This is a genomic window from Sinomicrobium kalidii (assembly GCF_021183825.1).
Lineage (GTDB): Bacteria > Bacteroidota > Bacteroidia > Flavobacteriales > Flavobacteriaceae > Sinomicrobium > Sinomicrobium kalidii.
The window spans coordinates 3,485,762-3,508,279 of sequence record NZ_CP089211.1 but is presented as its reverse complement, the minus strand read 5'-3'; the positions used below and the strand labels follow the sequence as shown (position 1 = coordinate 3,508,279).

Genomic DNA, 22,518 nt, shown 5'->3' with positions numbered 1-22,518 from the left:
GTAAATCGGAAATCTTACAGCTCATCCAGGGGGATTCCAAAATAGAATTCCAGCACTTTCAGCTTAAAAATATAATCGTATTTGGTCCTTACGAATTCTGCTTCGGCATTATCCACCCTAGCCTGTGCCTGGGCAAAGTCAAAACTGCTCATCAGCCCCACATTATACCGTTCCCTGGCGTAATTATGGGCTTCCTTCCTCGCTTCTAATGCTTTCCCGGCCGCTTCATAACTCTTATAAGCTGCGCGGGTATCATTCCAGGCCTGGTGTATCGCATTGTCCAGATCCAGTTTGTCCTGTTCGAGCTGGTTCTTGGTCCTTTCGAGGTTTACCTCACTCCTTTTAACATTGTTTTTAGCTGAGAAACCGTTGAGAATAGGGATATTGAGCTGAAGCCCGTAAGAATGTCCGTCGTTGGTTGTCCATTGATCAAAGAAAGGCTGTGGACCACTAATCTCTGTGAGTTCACGTGGAGTAACCACTTCTTCCTGGGTTGAGGGAACCACACCAATCGGCACCAATTCAAAATCTCCCGTGCCTACTGCCCTGTCCTGATAGGATATCCTGGTATCATAGCCGTAAAATGCAGACAGGGTAGGCAGTAATGCACCTTTCGCTATATCGAGGTCTTTTTCGGCCAGCTCTACATTGGTTTTCGAAAATTTAATATCATTCCGGAAAGTAAGTGCTTTCCGGTAAATATTCTTGGGGGAATGATCGAGTATACCGGATTCGGGCAGCATAAAATCTTCATCTGCCACATCAAAATTTTCATAATCGTCGATGAGCAGTAATTGCGCCAGGGCGATCCTGGACAACCGCAGTTCGTTTTCGGCATTGACGATCTGTTGCTCCTGATTGGCTGCCGTAGCTTCGATCTCCAGGAGGTCGCCTTTCGGCACCACACCGGACTCTACCAGTTCCCTTGTCTTTTTAAGGTCCTGTTCCGTAACGGCATACTGGGCTTTTGCCACTTCCAGGTTTTCCCGGCTGAAGAGTATCTGCAGATAACCATTGGCCACAGACAGGGATATATCGTCTTTCATATCCTCAAGCTTATAACGGTTGGCAAGAATGCTGAGGTTGGCCCTACGGAGTGTGTTGACATTCTGTAACCCTTTAAAAACATCTACCCGTACGGTCCCCTGAAAAGATGTAAACTGTGTGGTCTGGTTTTCCAGCAAACCTGTGGTAATATTCTGGTTGAGACCGATGTTCCAGGAATGTGACGCCCCTACGTTCAATGCCGGAAGAAAATTACCTATTGCATCCGATTTATCGATTTTTGCATCCTTTGTATCCAATTCGGACTGCTGTACATTTATATTGTGTTTTATGGCATAGTCTATACAAGCCTTCAGCGTCCATTTTTTGGGTTGGGAATATGCAAAACACGCAGTTAAGAAAAATGTGAGCAGTATTATTCTTGTTTTCATAAGGGTTAATTGTTTTTTCTGGTTTTGCTGAGGCGCCTGCCCTACGACGCCGGTTTTGGGGTTCGGTCTTTTATCTGTTTAAGTCCCGGGAACCTCTCCCCGTTTTTCCCGATCGGAAATTGCAATCCGAAAGGTATTTTGACGGCTTTCGCACGGGTGCGGCACGAATTTACATTATTTTTGGTAATCCTGTAACCTGCTCTTTGTATAAATTGAGAAAAAGAGGCAGGTTGTAGTTGTGCTGTGCGAACTTTTTATCTCATTAATCACTTGCCGTTTCCCTTTTTACGGGTTCGGTTTTGTTCCACACTTTTACCTTATCGCTTTCAGTCAGCCCGGAGACGATTTCTACATTGATCCCGTCCGAAATCCCGGTCTCCACGTCCCTTCTTTCGAATTCCTGATCGCCGACTTCCACCTCCACATACGGTTGTTCGGTTTCGCGATCGAATTGTAACAGGGCTTCCTTGATGGCCAGGACGCTGTCTTTCTTTTCCAGTACCAATGATGCATTGGCACTATACCCGGCCCTGATGAAATAGCCTTCTTCCATAAAAACATCGGCTTCGATCTTAAATTGTACTACCCCGGAAGTGGTTTCTTCCTCCTCGTTCCATTTGGGGGCAACAAATTTCAGCTTACCTTCAAATTCCTTGTCGGGTATCGCTCCGAAACTGATCTTAAGAGGTGAATCTGCTTTTAGTTTCCCCACTTCCGCCTCATCTACCATACCTTCGAATATCATTTTAGACAAATCTGCTACACTGGCTATGGTAGTACCGTCGTTAAAGTTATTACTCTGAATTACCTGGTCTCCTATTTTTACTGGGATCTCCAGTACGGTCCCTGATATAGTGGCTTTTACATTGGTATTGGCACTTGTAGACCCGCCGGCAGACCCCTGACGAATGATCTGAAGGTCGCTCTGGGCATTGGCGAGCTCCTGTTTGGCCTGGTCGTAGGTGAGTTCTATATTGTTAAACTCCTGGGAAGATATCACCCCTTTTTCGAACAGTACCTTATTCCTGTTGTACTCTATTTCGGCATTGTTAAGGGAAATCCTGGCATTGCTCAGCCTTCCCCTGGCAGTATTCAGTGTTTGCTCATTTGGGACTACTTTTATCTTTGCAATAAGATCCCCTGCTTCCAGTTTTTCGCCTTCTTCCACCGCGATTTCACTGATAATCCCGGATATCTGTGGTTTAATGGCCACTTCGTCCTCCGGTATCACCTTTCCTGTTGCCACGCTCTTTTCTTCTATACTGGTTATGAACGGCGATTCACTTTCATAAGTTATGGGCGACTTACTGTTGGATTTTATAAAATACGCGGCCGCAAACAATGCTGCTATGATAAGGACAGCTATTCCTATGTACTTTAAAATTTTCATCTATGGTTACTAATTTGGTTATTTAATTTTTTTAGTCTGAGATACACATTCCGTCTGTTTTTCTGGTAATTCCTTTCACGTTTGAGATGCACAGCCGTGTATCTCTACGAGAAGGAACAGGCCTTGCCTATTCCTCGCGCAGGGCATCGATTGGTTTTATACTCACTGCTCTTTGCGCAGGTATCAATCCTATAAGGGTCCCCAGAACGACCATAATGAACAGGGCCGTAAAAATATAAGGTATAGGCACCGTAGGGTTGGTATAGGGAAAGCCACTGCTTCCCTGGGTCAGGGTATTAATAATAGCCAGTACAAAAGCTCCCAGTATGATTCCGAGAATACCCGCTACCAAAGTGAGAAATACGGATTCCAGTAAAATCTGTCCCCGCACTTCCGCCGGTGTGGCCCCGAGAGCCCGCCTCACCCCCAGTTCCCGGGTCCGTTCCTTTACGGAGATGAGCAGTATATTACCGATGGCTATCACCCCGGCAATAATGGTAGCAAACCCTACGAATAGCGACAAGAAGTTCAATCCTTTGGCAAAACCAAACATTTTTGCAAAAGCTTCCCCCAGATTAAAGGACCCGAATGCCCTTTCGTCTTCAGGGTGTACTTTGTGCCTTCGTTTTAACAGGCGTTTTACGTCTTTTTCGAGCGCTACAATATCGACCTCATCATATGCCGCAATGGCAAACCACCCTACATTATCGCCTGTACTGAATATCTTCCGGTAGGTAGAATAGGGCAGCAAAACGGAATTATCCCCTTCAAACCCCATATTTTCCGATTTCTTGTACACGCCCACTACCTGAAAAGATACGTTATTCAACTTCACATAACCTCCCACGGGGTCTTCATCCACATCAAATAAATCGTTCCGCACCCTTTCCCCGATAATGCAGACCCTTCTTTCCCTCTGCATGTCCATTTCATTCAGGAAACGGCCTCCTTCGTATATTTTTTTCTTGAATATCTTGTCTATAACCGGATAATCCCCGAAAACCGCATAGTTCCCGGTTTTCATACCACGTGAAATCCGGGGCGGAGAGCCTCCGAAAACCCCCATCACATTTCGCGGGGCAATGAACTGGATGTCGGGCAGTTTATTCTGCAGTTCCTCTGCATCATCGAGTTTAAGCTGTATGGGCCTTCCGATTTTAAATCCCTGATAGGGCATGCTGGTACGCTGTGTCCACACAAACATACTATTGTTGGCAATGCCCTGGAACTCCCGTTCGAAACCGTTGTCCAGCCCTTTGGTAGCACCCGACAATGCTATGTAAACAAAAATCCCCCAAAGCACACCGATAACGGTGATCATTGTACGTATTTTGTTTTTCCGGATCGATCCGAAAATTTCCTGCCATGTATCCCTGTCAAAAATAAATCGCATGTCGCGTCTGGTATTTTACGTGTTAGCTTTTCTCGTCCCGGTGTTTACCATACTATCCTTATTCATCCCTCAATGCTACAATGGGTTTTACATTGGCAGCCCTTTTAGCGGGAATATAACCGGCGACTACACCGAAAAATATTAAGATCAGCGTAGCTGTGATCACTACATCGATACCCACCTGGGGATTGGTAATAAAATAGTCTTCTTTAAGGCTGTTGCCCATGATGCTGAGCGTTCCTATGCCAATAACCAATCCTATATATCCCGCAATGGTGGTTATGAAAATGGACTCCTGCAATACAAGTCCGATAACGGATGCCGGGGTAGCTCCGAGTGCCTTTCGTATCCCCAGCTCTTTTGTACGTTCCTTAACTACAAAAACCATAATATTGCTAATACCGATAACTCCGGCTATAAGGGTTCCTATACCGACAAAGATCACCACCCATTGCAATACATTGGCAAACATCATATTCCGTTTAACCACGTCGGCGGTATTGCTGAGGTAAATACCGTTCTGGTCTTCGGGCGCCACCTTGTGCTTTTCTTTCAGGTATTTTCTCAGGCTGCTGTCGAACGCCATGGCTCCTGCATATCCGATATCCGTTTTGTAGGTGAGGACCATCTGGTCTATCTTATCGGTTCCTTTGTCCAGAAGCTGTTTGGTGGTATAGGGCATATAAATGCGTCTTTCCTCGTTGTCCCCGCCTTCGTCCTGAAAAACCCCGATAACTTTATACATTACACCGCCCACCTCCAGGTATTTCCCGACAGCGCTCTCTGATTTATCGAACAAATCAATCTCCACCAGGCGTCCTATAACGATATTCTTTGTTTCGTTCGCAATGTCATTTGCATTAATGTAACGCCCTTTCATTATGATGGTTCTCTCCATCTTACTGTGAGAAGGTGCAACAGCCCGCAGGTTATAGGTGTTGGATTCTCCTTTATATGAAGCCAGTGCGCTCTGGGAGATCCTTGGGGTAATATCGTCAAGATAAAGGGCAAAGTCTTTTTTTATGTCTTCCAGGTCGTCATTCCTGAACTCCACCTGCCTGCCTTTTTTAAACCCCTGGTACGGCATGGTGGTTCGCCCGGGATAGATAAAGAATGTATTGGTGGCATCGTCCATGAAAAATTCGTTAAACGTATTCTTCAATCCGTTGCCCATTCCGAAAAGCACCGTAAATATCAGGATGCCGAGCGCTACCGTAAACCCGGACAGAAATGTCCTGAGCTTGTTCTTGTTTATGGTCTGGAATATTTCCTGCCAGCGGTCTCTACTGAACATTTTCCATGGCCCTTACTTGTTCCACAAAAGTATCTTCCACGATCACGCCATCTTTGAGATGCACGATACGTTTGCACATATTGGCAATATCCGGTTCGTGGGTAACGACCAGAATGGTTTTTCCCCCGTCATTTATTCCCTGAATAAGGTCCATTATTTCATAGGAGGTTGTACTGTCCAGGGCCCCGGTAAGCTCATCGGCAAGCAGCACTTTGGGTTCGGCTGCCATGGCCCTGGCAATGGCCACCCGCTGTTTCTGCCCTCCGGAAAGTTCACTGGGAAGGTGGTCTGCCCATTCCTTTAATCCTACTTTTCCCAGATAGTGCATCGCCTTTTCCTGCCGTTCCTTCCGGTTCACCTTCTGGTAATACAACGGAAGGGCCACATTTTCTACAGCCGATTTATAATTGATCAGATTAAAGGACTGGAAAATAAAGCCGAGAAACTTGTTCCTGTATTTGGCGGCCTTGGTTTCATTGAGATTTTTTATGGGCACACCGTCCAGGTTATATTCACCCGTATCGGCTTCGTCCAGCATTCCGAGGATATTGAGTAATGTGGACTTCCCGGAACCGGAAGATCCCATAATGGCCACAAGCTCTCCTTCCTTTATGGATAAATTAAGTCCTTTGAGTACGTGAAGGGAATTGCTTCCCATACGGTAGGATTTGTGCAAGTCTTTGATTTCTATCATGCCGGTGAGCTTCTTTTTATTACAATGTACCTATAAAAATATGCATTATCTATTAAAAATGCGTTAATCTTTTCAAGGTCCACACCCCGTTAGACTCATCCAAACGTAAATTGTTACGCCACGAAATGTAAAAAAAATGTTAATTTTACAGTCGGACCCCGAAAAGGGACGACAAAAGGCACTATCCCGCAAAAGAAAAAGTGTTATTCATGCAGCAACCTGTAGATTAAAATGGCTGCTCGTTTGGTGAGTGCCTCCAGTGTATTGAGGTTTATGGTCTCTTCCGGGGAATGCGCCCCTTCTCCCATGGCACCCAGGCTATCCAGACAATCCACATACTGTGCTACAAAAGACACATCTGCCGCCCCTTTTTCCAACGGGTCCACGGCCTCTACGGGCCCCATTCCGAGGGCTGTACTTACCTGGCTCAGTTTCTCGAGCAGTTGTTTGTTCCCTTCGGTAGGTTCCATTGCGGGATAACTGTCTATAAAAGTGATCTCTGCACTGGTACGGGGAAGGTTTTTGCTTACTATTTCCCGCATTTTTTCACGGGCCTTTTCCTTTTGTTCTTCGGAAATAAAACGCAGTCCTCCGTCTACCACGGCCTTTTTTGCCACTACATTGGATTTACCGAAAGTACTGCCTTTACTCAATACCTCATCATAAGTTACATCCGTACCCCCCAGTATTGCTCCGGGGTTAAAGGTAAGGTACTTGTCTCCACGCACTTCATTGTAAAAAGCATTGAGGATACGCGACATTTCAAAAATGGCCCCGGCCCCTACATCTTCACTAAAAACATCGGCGGAATGGGCCTGTTTCCCGCTCACTTCCACTTTCCATCCGGAAGAGCCACGCCTGGCCATTGTGGCTTCTCCAAAGCCACCGGAAGGCTCAAACCCCAGGGCGACATCACTTCGCTTTGCGGCATCGATAAGGTCTTTTCTGCTTACGGACAACGGTTTTCCGGTAAATTCCTCATCTCCCATAAGGGCCACAATAACCTGCCTGTTTTTCAGCAACCCGTTCTCCCGAAGGGCTTTCAGGGCATAAAGAATAATTGCATCCCCGCCTTTCATATCGTTGGCCCCCCGGTCCGTGGGATATACTATCGTTGACCTCTTCCATTTTCTGGAAAGGACTGTCTTTTTCAAAAACGGTATCTATATGCCCTATGAGCAATACTTTTTTTCCTTTTTCCCCGGGGATCTCAGCAAAAAGGTGCCCGGCACGGTTCATTTCTTCGGGCATGCCGATCCACCTGGTGTTAAATCCGATATCGTCAAATGCCTGCCGGAAAATATTCCCTACTTCACGAACACCTTCGTGATTCATGGTCCCGCTGTTTATATTGACTACTTTTTCTGTAAATTCCAGTTGTTCTTCTATGTTTCCGGCTACGGTTTTTGCGATCTTTTTTTCTGTTCCGGATATATCCTGGCCTTGAGAAACCGATACGGCAAAAACGGCCATACCGAGAAGTATTTTACGTATTGGCATGCTGATGTGTTTTTAAATAGTTCCTGTAACTGCCGTAAATTTAATCATTTTAATGGATCGCACGGATGATATCGTGTTTCGTGATAATGCGGTAATCGCCGTTCCCCAGCTTGACCAGGATGGCACTGTTATCTTTATTGATGAGTTTGGACACTTTGTCCACAGGTGTTGCCCCTTCGATAACAGGTAGCGGGGCACGCATGATTTCCTTTACCGGCCTGTTGGCCACGTTTTTGTCTTCGACATAGGCACGGAAAAGACTGGTTTCATCTATTACCCCCACAAAACCGGCGGAGTCTTTTACGGGAATCTGGGAGATATTATATTTACGCATATGCTCAATGGCCCGGTATACCAGTTCTTCGGTTTGTACGGTAATTAATTCCTGGTCGCTTTTCACCAGGTCCTCTGCCTTGGTGACATCTTCATCCAGAAACCCTCTTTCGCGCATCCAGTCGTCATTGAACATCTTGCCTACATACCTGCTCCCGCTGTCGTGAAACAGTACCACCACCACATCTCCCGGCCTGAAATGTTCTTTTAGCTGGAGCACTCCTTTTACGGCTGCCCCGGCGGAGCCTCCTACAAATATCCCTTCTTCCTTGGCCAGTTTCCGGGTATACACGGCGGCATCCTTATCGGTCACCTTGGTAAACCCGTCTATGACCGAAAAGTCCACATTCTCCGGGAGCAGGTCTTCGCCAATACCTTCTGTGATATAGGGATAGATCTCGTTTTCATCGAAGATCCCTGTTTCGTGATACTTCTTAAATACCGAACCATATGCGTCTATGCCCCATACCTTAATGTCCGGGTTTTGTTCTTTAAGGTATTTACCTACGCCCGAAATGGTGCCCCCGGTACCTACCCCCACCACAAAATGAGTGATCTTTCCGTCGGTCTGCCGCCAGAGTTCCGGGCCGGTCTGCTGATAATGCGCAAGGCTGTTTGAAGGATTGTCATATTGGTTCACATACCAGGAATCCGGAGTTTCTTCGGCGAGGCGCCTGGCCACGGAATAATACGACCGGGGATCATCGGGTTCCACATTGGTGGGGCACACAATAACTTCGGCTCCAACAGCACGGAGAATATCTATTTTTTCCTTGGACTGCTTATCGTTGATAACACATATGAGTTTATATCCCTTCACAATGGCCACAAGAGCCAGTCCCATGCCGGTATTTCCCGACGTTCCTTCTATAATGGTCCCTCCCAGCTTCAAACGCCCGTCCGCTTCCGCATCTTCGATCATCTTCACGGCCATACGGTCCTTTATGGAATTACCGGGGTTAAAGGTCTCCACTTTGGCCAGTACCAAGGTATTGATCTCCCGGGTGATCCTGTTTAATTTTACCAGCGGCGTTTGGCCTATGGTACCCAGTATATTGTCTGCGTAGTTCATGGGATGTGTTTTTTCGTGATTTGCAATGGTTAAGATTAAGGGCTTACGACCGACCGCATAGAACCAAAATCCGAAGAACCAGGGTATCGGAAATCATAAATCATTTCGGAAACCTTCCGTCCTACTATCTTTAAGGTTATTGTCGTATGCTGTTCTATACGGTCTCCTAACAAAGTTACGAAGATTTTGGATTGAAAATGTTATGGCAAAAATCTGCCGCTTAAAATCAGTCGAACCGCATAGCCCTGGCGGGCACTATTCTGGTGATGATATAGGAAGGTACGAGCAACATGGCCAGGCACAGGATCAGGGTCCCCACATTGAGAAGCAGCACGTGTAGCGGAGTTATGTACACGGGCACTTCGGTCACGTAATAAGTCTCCGGGTCAAGGGCTATAAAGCCGAAGTATTTCTGTAAGAGCAGAAGACCGATACCTATAACGTTCCCCCAGAACAGTCCTATGGCAATCAGGTAGGCCGCATTATAGAGAAATATTTTGCGCACCGTCCAGTCATCACTGCCCAGTGCCTTTAAGATCCCTATCATCTGTGTACGCTCCAGTATCAGCACAAGCAGGGCGGTAATCATATTAAATCCGCCTACAATGATAAGTATACCTATAATAATGGCTATGTTAAAGTCGAACAATCCCAGCCACTCAAAGATGGACGGATATTGCGTGAGTATGGTTTCCGAATCCAGTGTGGAAAGTGTTTTGCCGTAGATTTCGTTTCCCTTTTCCTCTATCGCATCAAAATCATCTACAAACACCTCGAAATTCCCTACTTCATCATCGGCCCACCGGTTCATCCGTTGTATATGGCGGATATCCACAAATACGTACTTGGCATCGAATTCCCGGAAACCGCTGTTGTAGATCCCGGTGATCTCAAATATCCGCTGGTTGGGTACAGTGCTCCCCTCATCCTTCAGAAAAAAGGCATAGAACGTGTCGCCCACATCAAGGTGTAACCGATCGGCAAGGTACCCGGACATCAGGACTTCATTATTGAGTTTTCCGCTATAATCCGGCAACCTGCCCTCGTGCAGGTACTCCCTGAAATACTCCCAGTTGTAGTCCTTTCCCACGCCTTTGGTTATGATCCCCTCAAAAGTATCTTCCATACGGATGATACCCGCCTTTGTGGCCACGGCCTGAACATGGGTGATCCCTTCTATGTTTTTGAACTCCGGATAAAATTCCTGGTTTATAGACACCGGATGTACGGAGACCTCAGATTCGTTATTGTCGTAATTGTAGATACGGACATGCCCGTTAAAAGCCGCAATTTTTTCGCGAATCTTATGTTGTAGCCCGATACCGGTGGCTATGGCTACCAGCATCATAACAAGACCTATTACAATAGCTGTAATGGCAATTTTTATAATTGGTGCCGATACACTACTTTTATGGTCTTTGGACCTGATAATGCGTTTCGCTATGAAAAACTCTAAATTCAACGAATCTTTTTGGTTTACAAACTCCAAAAATACATTTTTATTACGGTTTTGCCGCGAAATTATCGGGAAGGCTTTCAGTGAAGGACAAGCATCCGTCCGTAACAGCACACAAACCCGTTGTATTAAACTATTGGTCTTCCTTTTCCTGACCACTTCATGTGGCAACAATGCCTCTTCCCGGCCTTCACAAAAACCCGCCCCTCCAGAAGCGGCCATAGCGGTCGGAGCCAACCGTACAGAAGAATACCTGCCGCTTATCAGGGATAAACGCGTGGGCATAGTGGCCAACCCTACCAGCATTATCTTCAGGGATAACAACAACCGGAATTATACCCACCTTGTTGACAGTCTCGTATCACGCGGTGTAAATGTGCGGAAAGTGTTCGCACCCGAACACGGCTTCCGGGGTACGGCAGACGCAGGTGAAAAAATAAAGGACGGCAAGGACCCGAAAACAGGACTTTCCGTGATCTCACTCTACGGAAAAAACCGGAAACCGGGGGCAGAACAACTGGCGGATATCGACGTTGTCATTTTTGACCTTCAGGACGTAGGAGTGCGTTTTTACACCTATATTTCCACTTTGCATTACGTTATGGAAGCCTGTGCGGAAAACGACAAACCATTAATTGTGCTGGACCGCCCGAACCCCAATGGTCATTTTGTGGACGGCCCCGTACTGAACCCGGAATACAAAAGTTTTGTGGGGATGCACCCCATTCCCGTAGCCCATGGCATGACCATAGGTGAATATGCACGCATGATCAACGGGGAAAAATGGCTTACCAAAGGCATACAGTGCCGGTTGCAGGTTGTATCCTGTGACAATTACACCAAGGACATGCCCTATGACCTCCCGATAAAACCATCGCCCAACCTGCCGAATGCACAGGCGGTCAATTTGTATCCGAGCCTTTGTTTTTTTGAAGGAACGAATGTAAGCGAAGGGCGGGGAACGGAGAAACAGTTCCAGGTTTACGGCTCTCCGCACCTGCCTGAATCGGAATACGATTACTATTTCACACCCCGTCCCAATTTCGGAGCGAAAAACCCGGAACACAACGGTGTGTTGTGCCGCGGGGAAGACCTGTCGCGGGCCGAAAGACTGAACCGCCTTGAACTGAAATGGCTTATAAAGGCATACAACAACACCGCGAACAAAGATGACTTCTTTAATAATTTCTTCGTAAAACTCGCCGGAACCGAAGTCCTGCAACAACAAATCGAGGCGGGTATGCCGGAGGCGAAAATCCGAAACAGTTGGAAAAAAGGACTGGAAATGTTCAGAAAGGTAAGAGCGAAATACCTACTTTATGAAGAATCGTGATAGTTTCCCTGAACTATTTGGGGATAAGACATAAGAGGTACGACTTGCGATTTATGAAATGGTTCCTTTTCGTTACAGTGGTTGTTATTGGGTTAACAGGATGAGTTATTGAGCTCATGCGTGATGCCTGAATAACCAAATAACTAAAGTGCAATTTCACAGCCTGCCGAAACCGTTATACCTTTCAGACAGGTTTAGTTTTTTGTATAAGCAGGAAACCGGAAACAATCCGGGGTTTACAACGTATCAGCCTCACATACAACATTCAGCCCGAAAAACATTCGTGTATCCGTGGCAAAACCAAAACCGGAAACTTACAACAAGTAAAAAACCACAACCTTTGATCCTGATTCGAATTCCTTCCATTAGCTGAAAAAAGGAATTTTTGGTATACACAAACAAAATTGCCCGGAAAGGCATCTCTCCCCGGGCAATTCCTCATGTAATGGTTGGTCGTATTCTTATCCTTACAAGGCTGCTTTGGCCTTTTCTTCCAGCGCAATCGAGGTGTCCGCCTTGACATGGGCGGCGTTGGCCCGTCCGCTGGGGTCAGTGTTTTCCTGCCATTTGGGTACCCATCGTTTTACTGTTCTGGCTGCACTCTCCTGCGGGAAATGTTTGTGGAATATCTCCCGGTAAAAATACGCTTCCTTGGTAGCAGGTGTGTTTACGGGGAACTTTTCAGCTGCTTTGGCCATTTCTTCATCAGTGACCCGGGAAGCACAATGTGCTATCAGCGTATCTATCCAGTTGTAGCCCACACCGTCGGAAAATTGTTCTTTCTGCCTCCACAGCACCTCATCCGGGAGGAAAGGACGTTCCGGAGTATCAAAAGCTTTTCGCAAAATGTACTTTTCTATACCGTCATAGGTCTTCGGTTGCTTGTGCTCCGGTTCGATTTCCATGGCAGTTTGTAGAAAAGCCTTGTCGAGGAATGGCACCCTGGCTTCCAATCCGTGAGCCATGGTACTTTTATCTGCCCGGAGACAATCGGCTGTTGACAGTCGCTGTACCCTGTCTATGGTCTCTTTCTGGAAATCTTCGGGAGTAGGTGCATTCCTGAAGTACAGGTAGCCTCCGAAGATCTCATCGGCCCCTTCACCGCTCAGTACAACTTTTACCCCCAAATCCGTAATGGCCTTGCTCATAAAATACATCGGGGTGGACGCCCTTATGGAGGTAACATCATAGGTTTCCAGATGCCATACCAGTTTTTCCAGTATTTCTATGCCCTCTTCTATGGTAAAGTATATTTCATGGTGTTCCGTCCCCAGGTATTCTGCTACCTTTCGCGCAGCGATAAGGTCAGGTGCCTCGGCATCCAGTCCTATGGAAAACGAATGCAGCGTTTGCCCGGTACCTTCCATCAACCTGCAGGCGATGGAGGAAGTCAGCGAGGAATCAAGTCCGCCGGAAAGCAACACCCCGAGGGGCACATCGCTCATCAACCGTTTTTTGGTTGCATCGATAAGGCTTTCGCGAAGTTTGGTGAGGTCCAGTTTCTCGGTAGCCGTCTCATAATCGAACCACTTCGGGGCAAAATAGCGTACAAAACCTGTTTTAGGTGTGTAGAAGTGCCCGGGAGGAAAAGCGGAAAACTCCACACACTGATCGGCTATGGTCTTCATCTCGGAAGAAAAATACATCCGGCCTTCGGCATCCGTTCCGTAATAGAGGGGTTTCACTCCTATAGGGTCCCTTCCCGCAATAAAATCATCGCCGTCTATCACTACAAAGGCAAAAACACCGTCCAGTTTATTGCAGAAATCGTAACCGAACTCCTCATACAGGTGTACAATCACTTCGGAATCGGAAGTCGTCCTGAAGCTATGTCCTTTCAGGGTAGTCTCCCTCAATTCCCGGTGGTTATATATTTCTCCGTTGTGTACCATCCAGGCGGTATCTGTCCCCTGAATGGGCTGTTTTCCGGTATGCAGGTCAATAATAGAGAGCCTTTCGTGGCTCAGGATGTGTCCGTTTTCGGTGAGATGCAGATCGCTTTCGTCCGGTCCTCTGTGACCCATTTTCTTCGACATTTCCCTGATCAGCCCGGTGTCCAACACAGGTTTCCTGTCTATACTCCTACCTTCCTGATCGTATGTTCCGTTTATCACTGCTAATATTCCGCACATAACTCTTATTATTTTAGTTTCCAATTATGAGGCAAATATTAGATTTAACTTTCATATTAAAAACTATAAAACCAAAAACAACTACAATAATTAATTAAAAATAATTTATTGATTAAATATTTTAAAAAAACAACTCCTGAAAATTATATTTAAGAACAAACCGTAAGAAAAGTTGTTTAAAAAAGGGGAAATACCCCCTTACAATCAGATAATCAATAACATACATTTGAGTCAAGTAAAATCATTACCCGAACGGGACATAAAAACAGCTATTATGAAAACTTTTAAAACCATTACATTTTCATTAATGTTCATACTGTTGTTTTCATGCAGCAGTGACGACGACAACGGACCAGACATCCCCGAAAACCAGCCTCCGGGAAAAGCAACATTGACCAGCCCGGCAAACAACGCTACCGGGACAGCTATTTCCGATGTGGAACTGCAATGGCAACAAGCCACCGATCCGGACGGTGATGCCGTATCCTATGACATATACCTTGACGGCAATAACCCTCCGACGACTACAGTCGCTTCTGGTTTAAACACTACCAGTCATATCCATGAAGACACGCTCGATCATAGCATGCCCTATTACTGGACGGTAACAACCAAAGACGGGAACGGGGGAGAAAGCCAAAGCGATGTGTTTTCTTTCACCACCAGGGACAAGGCTTCCGAGGAAAAACTGGAAGGTTTCTGGGTAGGTGAATACGGCAACGGCACCAATCCGCCAAATGCAGAATATGCATTTTTATTCCGGCTGGACGGAACAGTAGACGTCTATACCGGTATAGATACCACATCTGCATCCAAGGCCGAGGGTACTTATACCGTAGACGGGTCAATCGTCAGTACTACATATACATATATCGTAGCTAATGACACCTACTCTACCGAAGCAAGTGTCAATGTGGCCTACGATCACATGGAAGGGACCTGGGGCAATGACGAGAACACAACCGGAGGAGGTACATTTTACTTAGATAAACAGCAAGAATAGTTGGTTAGCTGGGGAGTTCCGGAGTTGATAAGTTAACATGAATAATGGACAAGTTGTCCGGGGCAAAAGCATTGTAAAAGTTTAAGTCCTATTTTGAATTTTTAAAAGCTCCTCATCTCACAGAAACCGGATGTGTGGTACTTTAGCCTGTAAGCGGGATATTCTCTCTTGCAGGCTTTTTAAAAATTTTCGATGCCTGTCGGAATCCGGGGCAAAGGGTTTATGGGCCAGTCCCTTTTGAATGGCATCCACCTCTTCCATCACCGGGATCGCTTCGGGAGATATCCAGGTTTCGGTAAATTTTTCCCAAATATAGTCGATCGCTGTTTGATTGGGGTGGATCATATCTTTACCATAGAACCTGTAATCGCGGAGTTCATCCATCATAATTTCATAAGAAGGAAAATAAGCCTCTTCCTCCAGGACGTTATGCAGTGCCGTAATAAGATGAGCCTTGCTGCGCTGGTTCTCCACAAAACCATCTTTTAAATGGCGTACCGGGGATACGGTAAAAACAAACTGAATATCCGGGTTAACAGAACGTATGTGTTCAATAATACCTCGTATACTTTTCTCTATAGCCTCTACCGGGGCCAGTTCCCTGGTAAACTGCCGTTGCGGCACCTTATGGCAGTTGGCTACCAGGTGTCCCGAATCCTTCAGGCGGTATCCCCAGGCCGTTCCCGGGGTAATGATTATATGCGTTGCGCCTTCAAGGAAATCTGCCGTATGTGCTATGGCCTTATTGAGACGGGACAATACAACTTCCCTCGAATTATCGCTCATCACGGAATGTGCATCAAAACAGTGCCATCGCCCGTTATGTTCGAAAACAGCTTCTTCGGTATATTTTTGACGGGCTGCTACCCGTGCGGTAAAACGCTCCAGAGCACCCGGATGAAACAGTATCCCGAACGGGTTCTGCAGGCAGGGAAATTTAAAATCGTCGAGTTTACTTCCCATGTTCTCCACAAAGCACGAACCGAGGAGTAACAACCGCGAATTGTAATTTATGCGGTTATTTCCGGGCGGTATCTTTATTTGCGTTTGTAGCTTCACTGTCCTGTGGGATAAAACTGGTTTGAGACGCACGGCCTCCTTTCTCGTTGAGACGCACGGCCGTGCGTCTCTAACAGGGGAACGAACAGGTTTTTTTATTTTATGAACTCCCGGGCTTTTTCAAGGGCTTGCGGAATACCCCCCGGGTTTTTACCTCCCGCTGTGGCAAAAAACGGCTGTCCGCCGCCACCGCCCTGAATGAATTTGCCCAGTTCCCTGACCACCTGTCCGGCATTAAGGTTGCGTTCCTGCGCCAGTTCTTTGGAAATATAACACGTAAGCAATGCTTTTCCCTTCTGTTCCGCAGCAAATAGTACAAACAAGTCCCGGTGTTCTTTTCCCATCTCGAAAGCAAGGTCTTTTATTCCTGCAGGGTCCAGATCTACACGTGTAGCGAGAAAACGAACGCCGTCAACTTCTTCCAGTTTATTGATCAGGTCGCCCTTAAGATGTCTTGCCTTGTCCCTGAGCAGACCTTCAACCTGTTTTTTGAGGTTATTATTCTCTTCCTGAAGTGAAACAACGGCCTTCACCGGGTCGTTGGCATTCTTTAAAACGCTCTTTACTTCCTTAAAAATATCGGTCTGAGTGGTGAAATACTCCTTGGCGGCATCGAGGGTGATGGCCTCTATCCTCCGGATGCCCGCAGCTACAGCACTTTCACCGGTAATGATAAAATGCCAGATATCTGCCGTATTTTGTACGTGTGTCCCTCCGCAGAGTTCCATGCTTTCCCCGAAGCGTATGGTCCTGACCGTATCGCCGTATTTTTCACCGAAAAGTGCTACGGCGCCTTCTTCTATGGCTTGAGTATAAGGAATGTTCCGTTTTTCTTCCAGGGGAAGTTGTTCCCTGATCCTCGCATTCACAAAGTCTTCCACGGCCTGTAATTCTTCCGGGCTTACCTTGCTGAAATGTGAAAAGTCAAAACGCAGGTGATCATTGTGCACCATTGATCCTTTTTGTTCCACATGCCCTCCGAGCACTGCTCTCAACGCCTGGTGAAGCAAGTGCATAGCCGAATGATTGGCCGCCGTTCTTCTGCGCTGGTTTTTATCCACTACCGCCTTAAAAGTTCCCGCTGTATTTTGCGGCATACTTTTGGTATAATGCACAATGAGGTTATTCTCCTTTTTCGTATCTATGATGTAGGACACATCGCCATTGGCCGATTCAATATAACCTTTATCACCTACCTGTCCCCCTCCTTCGGGATAAAACGGAGTCAGGTTAAACACCACCTGGTACATCTCGCCTCCCTTTTTACTGCTTACCCGCCTGTATCTGGTAATCTTCACATTCGTTTCACAGGTGTCATATCCTACAAACTCTTCCTCGTCATCTTCAGACAGCACAACCCAGTCGTCCATGGTCACGGAAGTTGCTGCCCTGGACCGTTCCTTTTGTTTCTGCAATTCTTTTCTGAATCCTTCTTCATCCAGCGTATATCCTTCTTCACTCAGGATAAGTGCCGTAAGATCGATGGGAAAACCATAGGTGTCATACAATTCAAATGCCTTGGTCCCGGACACCTTTTTGTCTTTGGCATTGGACATAATGGTATCCAGCAACACCAATCCCTGGTCCAGTGTCTTTAAAAAGGATTGTTCTTCTTCGCGGATCACATTGACCACCAAATTTTTCTGCAAACGTATTTCCGGGAAGGCATGATGCATCTGATTGCTCAAAGTGTCCACCAATTTGTAGATAAACGGCTCTCTTTCTCCCAGGAACGTAAATCCGTAACGGATGGCTCTCCGCAATATCCGGCGTATCACATAGCCTGCCCCGGTATTGCCGGGCAGCTGCCCGTCGGAAATTGCAAAAGCAACGGCCCTTACGTGATCAGCGATCACCCTGATGGCTATATCTGTTTTTTCTTCCTTTCCGTACCCGGAATTGGTGATGGTTTCGATTTCCCGTATAAGCGGGGTAAAAACATCGGTATCATAGTTACTCTGCTCCCCCTGTAATACCATACACAAACGCTCGAATCCCATTCCGGTGTCCACGTGCTGAGCCGGGAGTTTTTCAAGGGCACCGTCTGCCTTACGATTGAACTCTATAAATACGAGATTCCATATTTCCACTACCTGCGGATGGTCTTTATTCACCAGGTCCCTGCCGGGGACTTCCGCCCTTTCCGCATCGGACCGGATATCGATATGGATCTCGGAAGACGGACCACAGGGCCCCTGGTCGCCCATTTCCCAGAAATTGTCCTTTTTGTTTCCCGGGATAATCCTGTTTTCGGGTACTATTCCTTCCCAAAGTTTTCGGGCCTCACTGTCTTCGGGCAACCCGTCGTCATCTGCACCTTCAAAAAAAGTAACGTGCAACCGGTTCTTGTCAATTTTAAAAACCTCCGTAAGCAGTTCCCACGCCCAGGCAATGGCTTCCTTTTTAAAATAATCGCCAAAACTCCAGTTTCCGAGCATCTCAAACATGGTATGGTGATAGGTATCTTTGCCCACCTCTTCCAGGTCGTTGTGCTTTCCGCTTACACGAAGACATTTCTGTGAATCCGTCACCCTTAACGAAACGGGTTTCCTGTTCCCCAGGAAATACTCCTTGAATTGGTTCATCCCCGCATTGGTAAACATCAATGTGGGATCGTCCTTCATTACCATCGGTGCGGACGGCACCACAGTGTGTTGTTTTTCTTCAAAAAAACGTAAAAACCGGCTTCTTATCTCTTGTGATGTCATCATATTCTTTTTCGACACTTTTTATGTTCTTTTCTTTAACTGCATGCCGGAAAACACCGGGTTGCAGGTTACGATGATCCCGTTTTGCGGAATCGAAGGGATCTCCGTATCACATGATCCGAAATCTTAACCTTTTCTAAAAATTACGGTAACTCAAAAACAATTTCTATATTTGTCCGTTACGTAAGTATATATCCCTGAACAAAAAGGTTTTCCCAAAGTGTAGGGACATGCGGTTCACAGGGCAAAAATAGAATTTTTTAATTTATGTCGAAGGTAAAATATTATTACGACCGGGAAACACTTTCATACAGAAAAATCGAAGTTAAAAAGGGAAAGAAAATAAGAAACTTCCTGGTCTTTCTCCTGGCATCGTTCCTCTTTGGCATGATAGGTCTTTTTACCCTGCTCAACACGGGCCTGGTCAATACCCCGAAAGAACTCTCCACTTCCAGGGAATTAAAACAATATGAACTTCAGTTTGAACTCCTCAATAAAAAAATGGAGCAAATGGAAGAGGTCCTTACCGATATAGAAGAACGGGACAACAACATTTACCGCTTATATTTTGAAGCCAACCCCATACCCGAAGAACAGCGAAAGGCGGGTTTTGGTGGCGTGAACAGGTACCAGGCTCTCGAAGGGTTTGACAATTCCAAGATCATCGTAAATACGACCCGAAGGCTTGAAATACTGCAGAAACAAATGGTGGTGCAGTCCAAATCCCTGGACGAGATTACCAAACTTGCCGAAAACAAGGAAAAATTACTGGCTACCATCCCCGCCATACAGCCGGTGAACAATAAAGACCTCAAGCGTATGGCTTCAGGTTTCGGATGGCGGACAGACCCGTTTACCAAGGCCAGGAAAATGCACTGGGGGATGGATTTTTCCGCCCCGAGGGGAACCCCGGTCTACGCTTCGGGTGACGGCGTGGTAAAAAGGTCGGACAACCGGGCCGCAGGGTATGGCAACCACATCAGGATAGAACACGGTTTCGGGTATGAGAGCCTTTATGCCCACCTCAGCAAATACAACGTAAGGAAAGGACAAAAGGTGAAAAGGGGGGATCTTATAGGCTACATAGGCAGTACAGGACGGTCAGAGGCCCCGCACCTTCATTATGAGGTATTCAAGGACGGACAGCGAATAAACCCCATTAATTTCTATTACGGCAGTTTAAGCCCGGCGGAATATGAAGAGCTGCTACACGTAGCCTCACAGGAAAACCAGTCCCTGGATTAACATCCCGGAACAGGAACCCGGATCTGATTGTAGGGTATTTATTTTGTAACTTGTTTCAGTACTTATGCATATAGAACTTCCTGAAAAACGCTATTACAGTATTGGTGAAGTGGCCAATGCCTTTAAGGTCAACACTTCCCTGATACGCTTTTGGGAAAAGGAATTTGACGTATTGCAACCCAAGAAGAATGCCAAAGGGAACCGGAAATTCACTCCTGAAGACATTAAGAACCTGCAACTTATATATCACCTGGTCAAGGAAAGGGGGTTTACGCTGGAAGGGGCAAAAACCCATCTGAAGGAAGAAAAGCACAAAACACTTTCTAATTTTGAGATTATTCGTAAATTAGAAAACGTAAAAACTATTCTATTAAGCATAAAGGACCAATTATAATCTCAACTTTCAAACGTTACTCACTATGAAAAAATGGTTAATTCCGGTTATTGCACTGGTGGTTATAGCTTTTGGCCTGTACCGGTGGGCAGTTGGCTTTAATAACAATGCCGTAAGGTACCAGGAAGATGCAAAAACCGCCTGGGCCAATGTAGAGAGTTCCTACCAACGCAGGAACGACCTTATTGGCAACCTGGTAAAAACAGTCCAGGGCGCTGCCGATTTTGAAAGGAACACCCTGAAGGAAGTTATTGATGCCAGGGCAAAAGCCACCTCCACAACCATTGATGCCAACAATTTAACCCCGGAAAAACTGGCACAGTTCCAACAGGCGCAGACCGGGCTTTCGTCTGCCCTTTCCCGTTTGCTGGTCACGGTTGAACGCTACCCGGAACTCAAGGCCAATCAAAATTTTCTGGAACTGCAATCACAACTCGAAGGCACGGAAAACAGGATCAATGTGACCAGGGACCGTTTTAACGAGGCGGTCAACAAATACAACCAGCACATCAAAACCTTCCCTAACAAGATACTGGCAGGGTGGTTTAATTTTGAAGAAATGGTACGCTACCAGGCCGATCCCGGATCGGAAAAGGCACCGGATGTCGATTTTGATTTTTAAACATCCGAAGTTTAATCCCGCGAAACCGATGACCCCGGTCTGCTCTGCATACCGGGAATCGGGTTTTACAATAATTCAGAGTGTTTGGATATGTCTAAAGTAGAAGATTTTTTATCCCAAAAAGAGGAACAGGAAATAATCAATGCCATACGCGAAGCCGAACGCAATACTTCGGGAGAGGTTCGGGTGCACATTGAAAAAACGGCCGGTTCTTCATCACACTACGAAAGGGCTATTGAGGTATTCGGGCAGTTGAAAATGAACAACACCAAACTGGGCAACGGCGTGCTTATTTACGTAGCCGTCGAAGACAGGGCATTTGCTATTTGCGGAGATAAAGGGATCAACAAGGTCGTCCCCGATAATTTCTGGAACAGCACCAAAGATATCATTGCCGGACATTTTAAAAACGGAAAGTTCAAGCAAGGGCTGGTTGAAGGAATCTTAATGGCCGGGGAGCAGTTGAAAAAACATTTTCCATGGCAGACCGACGATGTCAATGAACTTCCCGACGAAATATCCAAAGGCCGCTAGCACATGTATCCAAAAGCCACAACCGTAAAAAACAAAATGCAAAAAACGCTTTTACCCACATATCTCCTCGCTCTTTTATTGTGTTTTTCCCAATGGACCTATGCACAGTTTGATATCCCGGATAAGCCCACGCTGCAAACCAGTGTTTATGACAATACCGGACTTCTCTCTTCGGAGCAGAAAAGCACCCTGGAACAAAAACTGATACGATATTCCGATAGCACCTCCACCCAGATCGTAACCATTATCATCCCTACCGCTAAAGGAGAAAACATAAATTATCTGGCCACACAATGGGGGCATAAATGGGGAATCGGGCAGGAAGGAAAAGACAATGGCATTATAATACTCCTGGCCAGGGACGACCGAAAGATAGCCATACAGACTGGTTATGGCATTGAACACCTGTTGACCGACGCACTGTCTAAAAGGGTTATTGAAAACATCATGAAGCCCAGGTTTATCAAAGGAGACTATTACGGCGGGTTAGACAGGGGGAGCGACGCTATTTTCCAAATCCTTACCGGAGTGTATAAAAGTGACGGTAAAAAGGCTTCAAACAAAGGATTTCCCGCAAGTCGCCTGGTGGTCATATTATTTATTTTCTTCGTTATCATTATTATCCTTTCCAGGAACTCCCGTGGCGGCGGTGGCCGGGGTGGTCGCTCCCGGGGTCCGGACCTTATGGACATCCTTATACTGAGCAGTCTGGGAAGAGGCGGCTTCGGAGGAGGGTCTTCGTCAGGCGGTGGTTTTGGCGGCGGCGGATTCAGTGGTGGCTTCGGCGGTGGCGGCTTTGGCGGCGGCGGAGCCAGCGGAAGTTGGTAGTGTGGCCTGCACATGTACTACTCAGTCCCGATTATCCCTCGTTTCCTGTATAGGCTTCCGACTTTTGTATTATCTTTGCACTACAATTCTAA

The 22,518-nt window shown here is 46.4% G+C and carries 19 protein-coding genes; 7 read left to right on the top strand and 12 right to left on the bottom strand.

Annotated features, from left to right (window positions below; genetic code table 11):
- Positions 1-14: 14 nt before the first annotated feature.
- The 9 genes from LS482_RS14185 to LS482_RS14150 all read right to left on the bottom strand — a co-directional run bounded on the left by LS482_RS14185 (position 15) and on the right by LS482_RS14150 (position 10,574).
- A complete protein-coding gene (locus LS482_RS14185) occupies positions 15-1,436 on the bottom strand; it encodes a TolC family protein (protein ID WP_233028173.1) in 1,422 nt (473 codons plus the stop codon).
- A 262-nt stretch (positions 1,437-1,698) separates the two neighbouring features.
- Positions 1,699-2,826 (bottom strand): efflux RND transporter periplasmic adaptor subunit, encoded by a 1,128-nt coding sequence (locus LS482_RS14180; RefSeq protein WP_233028172.1) that lies wholly within the window; start codon positions 2,824-2,826, stop codon positions 1,699-1,701.
- Between the two features lie 127 nt (positions 2,827-2,953).
- Positions 2,954-4,219 (bottom strand): ABC transporter permease, encoded by a 1,266-nt coding sequence (locus LS482_RS14175; protein ID WP_233028171.1) that lies wholly within the window; start codon positions 4,217-4,219, stop codon positions 2,954-2,956.
- Between the two features lie 58 nt (positions 4,220-4,277).
- A complete protein-coding gene (locus LS482_RS14170; protein ID WP_233028170.1) occupies positions 4,278-5,513 on the bottom strand; it encodes an ABC transporter permease in 1,236 nt (411 codons plus the stop codon).
- Positions 5,503-6,207: an ABC transporter ATP-binding protein gene (locus LS482_RS14165; RefSeq protein ID WP_233028169.1), complete on the bottom strand. Its 705-nt coding sequence runs from the start codon at positions 6,205-6,207 to the stop codon at positions 5,503-5,505. The genes LS482_RS14170 and LS482_RS14165 overlap by 11 nt, the downstream gene beginning before the upstream one ends.
- Positions 6,208-6,410: 203 nt before the next feature.
- Positions 6,411-7,286 (bottom strand): M20/M25/M40 family metallo-hydrolase, encoded by an 876-nt coding sequence (locus tag LS482_RS14160; protein WP_367890577.1) that lies wholly within the window; start codon positions 7,284-7,286, stop codon positions 6,411-6,413.
- The gene (locus LS482_RS21800; protein WP_367890576.1) at positions 7,186-7,707 is read right to left on the bottom strand and encodes a zinc-binding metallopeptidase family protein; all 522 of its coding nucleotides are present in this window, start codon (positions 7,705-7,707) and stop codon (positions 7,186-7,188) included. Before LS482_RS21800 ends, LS482_RS14160 begins: the two co-directional genes overlap by 101 nt.
- 49 nt (positions 7,708-7,756) lie before the next feature.
- The gene (locus tag LS482_RS14155; RefSeq protein WP_233028168.1) at positions 7,757-9,112 is read right to left on the bottom strand and encodes a pyridoxal-phosphate dependent enzyme; all 1,356 of its coding nucleotides are present in this window, start codon (positions 9,110-9,112) and stop codon (positions 7,757-7,759) included.
- Between the two features lie 226 nt (positions 9,113-9,338).
- A complete protein-coding gene (locus LS482_RS14150; RefSeq protein WP_233028167.1) occupies positions 9,339-10,574 on the bottom strand; it encodes an ABC transporter permease in 1,236 nt (411 codons plus the stop codon).
- Here LS482_RS14150 and LS482_RS14145 point away from each other — a divergent pair.
- A complete protein-coding gene (locus LS482_RS14145; protein ID WP_233028166.1) occupies positions 10,555-11,901 on the top strand; it encodes an exo-beta-N-acetylmuramidase NamZ family protein in 1,347 nt (448 codons plus the stop codon). The two genes, LS482_RS14150 and LS482_RS14145, sit on opposite strands and share 20 nt — an antisense overlap.
- 467 nt (positions 11,902-12,368) lie before the next feature.
- Here the strand turns inward: LS482_RS14145 and asnB are convergent, their stop codons facing one another.
- Positions 12,369-14,033, bottom strand: a complete 1,665-nt coding sequence (gene asnB / locus LS482_RS14140) for an asparagine synthase B (RefSeq protein WP_233028165.1) — start codon at positions 14,031-14,033, stop codon at positions 12,369-12,371.
- Between the two features lie 274 nt (positions 14,034-14,307).
- On the opposite strand from asnB, the gene LS482_RS14135 reads away from it, so the two are divergent.
- On the top strand, positions 14,308-15,036 hold the full coding sequence (locus LS482_RS14135) for a hypothetical protein (protein WP_233028164.1): 729 nt from the start codon (positions 14,308-14,310) through the stop codon (positions 15,034-15,036).
- Positions 15,037-15,153: 117 nt separating this feature from the next.
- Here LS482_RS14135 and LS482_RS14130 read toward each other — a convergent pair whose 3' ends face one another.
- Positions 15,154-16,095, bottom strand: coding sequence for a GSCFA domain-containing protein (locus LS482_RS14130; protein WP_233028163.1), 942 nt, complete (start codon positions 16,093-16,095; stop codon positions 15,154-15,156).
- A gap of 95 nt (positions 16,096-16,190) precedes the next feature.
- Positions 16,191-18,803 carry an alanine--tRNA ligase gene (gene alaS, locus LS482_RS14125; protein ID WP_233031831.1) on the bottom strand — a complete coding sequence of 871 codons (2,613 nt, stop codon included), beginning with the start codon at positions 18,801-18,803 and terminating at the stop codon, positions 16,191-16,193.
- 267 nt (positions 18,804-19,070) lie between these two features.
- On the opposite strand from alaS, the gene LS482_RS14120 reads away from it, so the two are divergent.
- The 5 genes from LS482_RS14120 (at position 19,071) to LS482_RS14100 (ending at position 22,426) form a co-directional block, all read left to right on the top strand.
- Positions 19,071-20,048, top strand: a complete 978-nt coding sequence (locus tag LS482_RS14120) for a peptidoglycan DD-metalloendopeptidase family protein (RefSeq protein ID WP_233028162.1) — start codon at positions 19,071-19,073, stop codon at positions 20,046-20,048.
- Between the two features lie 64 nt (positions 20,049-20,112).
- Complete coding sequence (locus LS482_RS14115; RefSeq protein WP_233028161.1) at positions 20,113-20,442, top strand: MerR family transcriptional regulator; 330 nt, start codon at positions 20,113-20,115, stop codon at positions 20,440-20,442.
- Between the two features lie 25 nt (positions 20,443-20,467).
- On the top strand, positions 20,468-21,064 hold the full coding sequence (locus LS482_RS14110) for a LemA family protein (protein ID WP_233028160.1): 597 nt from the start codon (positions 20,468-20,470) through the stop codon (positions 21,062-21,064).
- A gap of 90 nt (positions 21,065-21,154) precedes the next feature.
- Positions 21,155-21,598: a TPM domain-containing protein gene (locus tag LS482_RS14105; protein WP_233028159.1), complete on the top strand. Its 444-nt coding sequence runs from the start codon at positions 21,155-21,157 to the stop codon at positions 21,596-21,598.
- 36 nt (positions 21,599-21,634) lie between these two features.
- Complete coding sequence (locus LS482_RS14100) at positions 21,635-22,426, top strand: TPM domain-containing protein (protein ID WP_233028158.1); 792 nt, start codon at positions 21,635-21,637, stop codon at positions 22,424-22,426.
- The last annotated feature ends 92 nt before the right edge of the window (positions 22,427-22,518 follow it).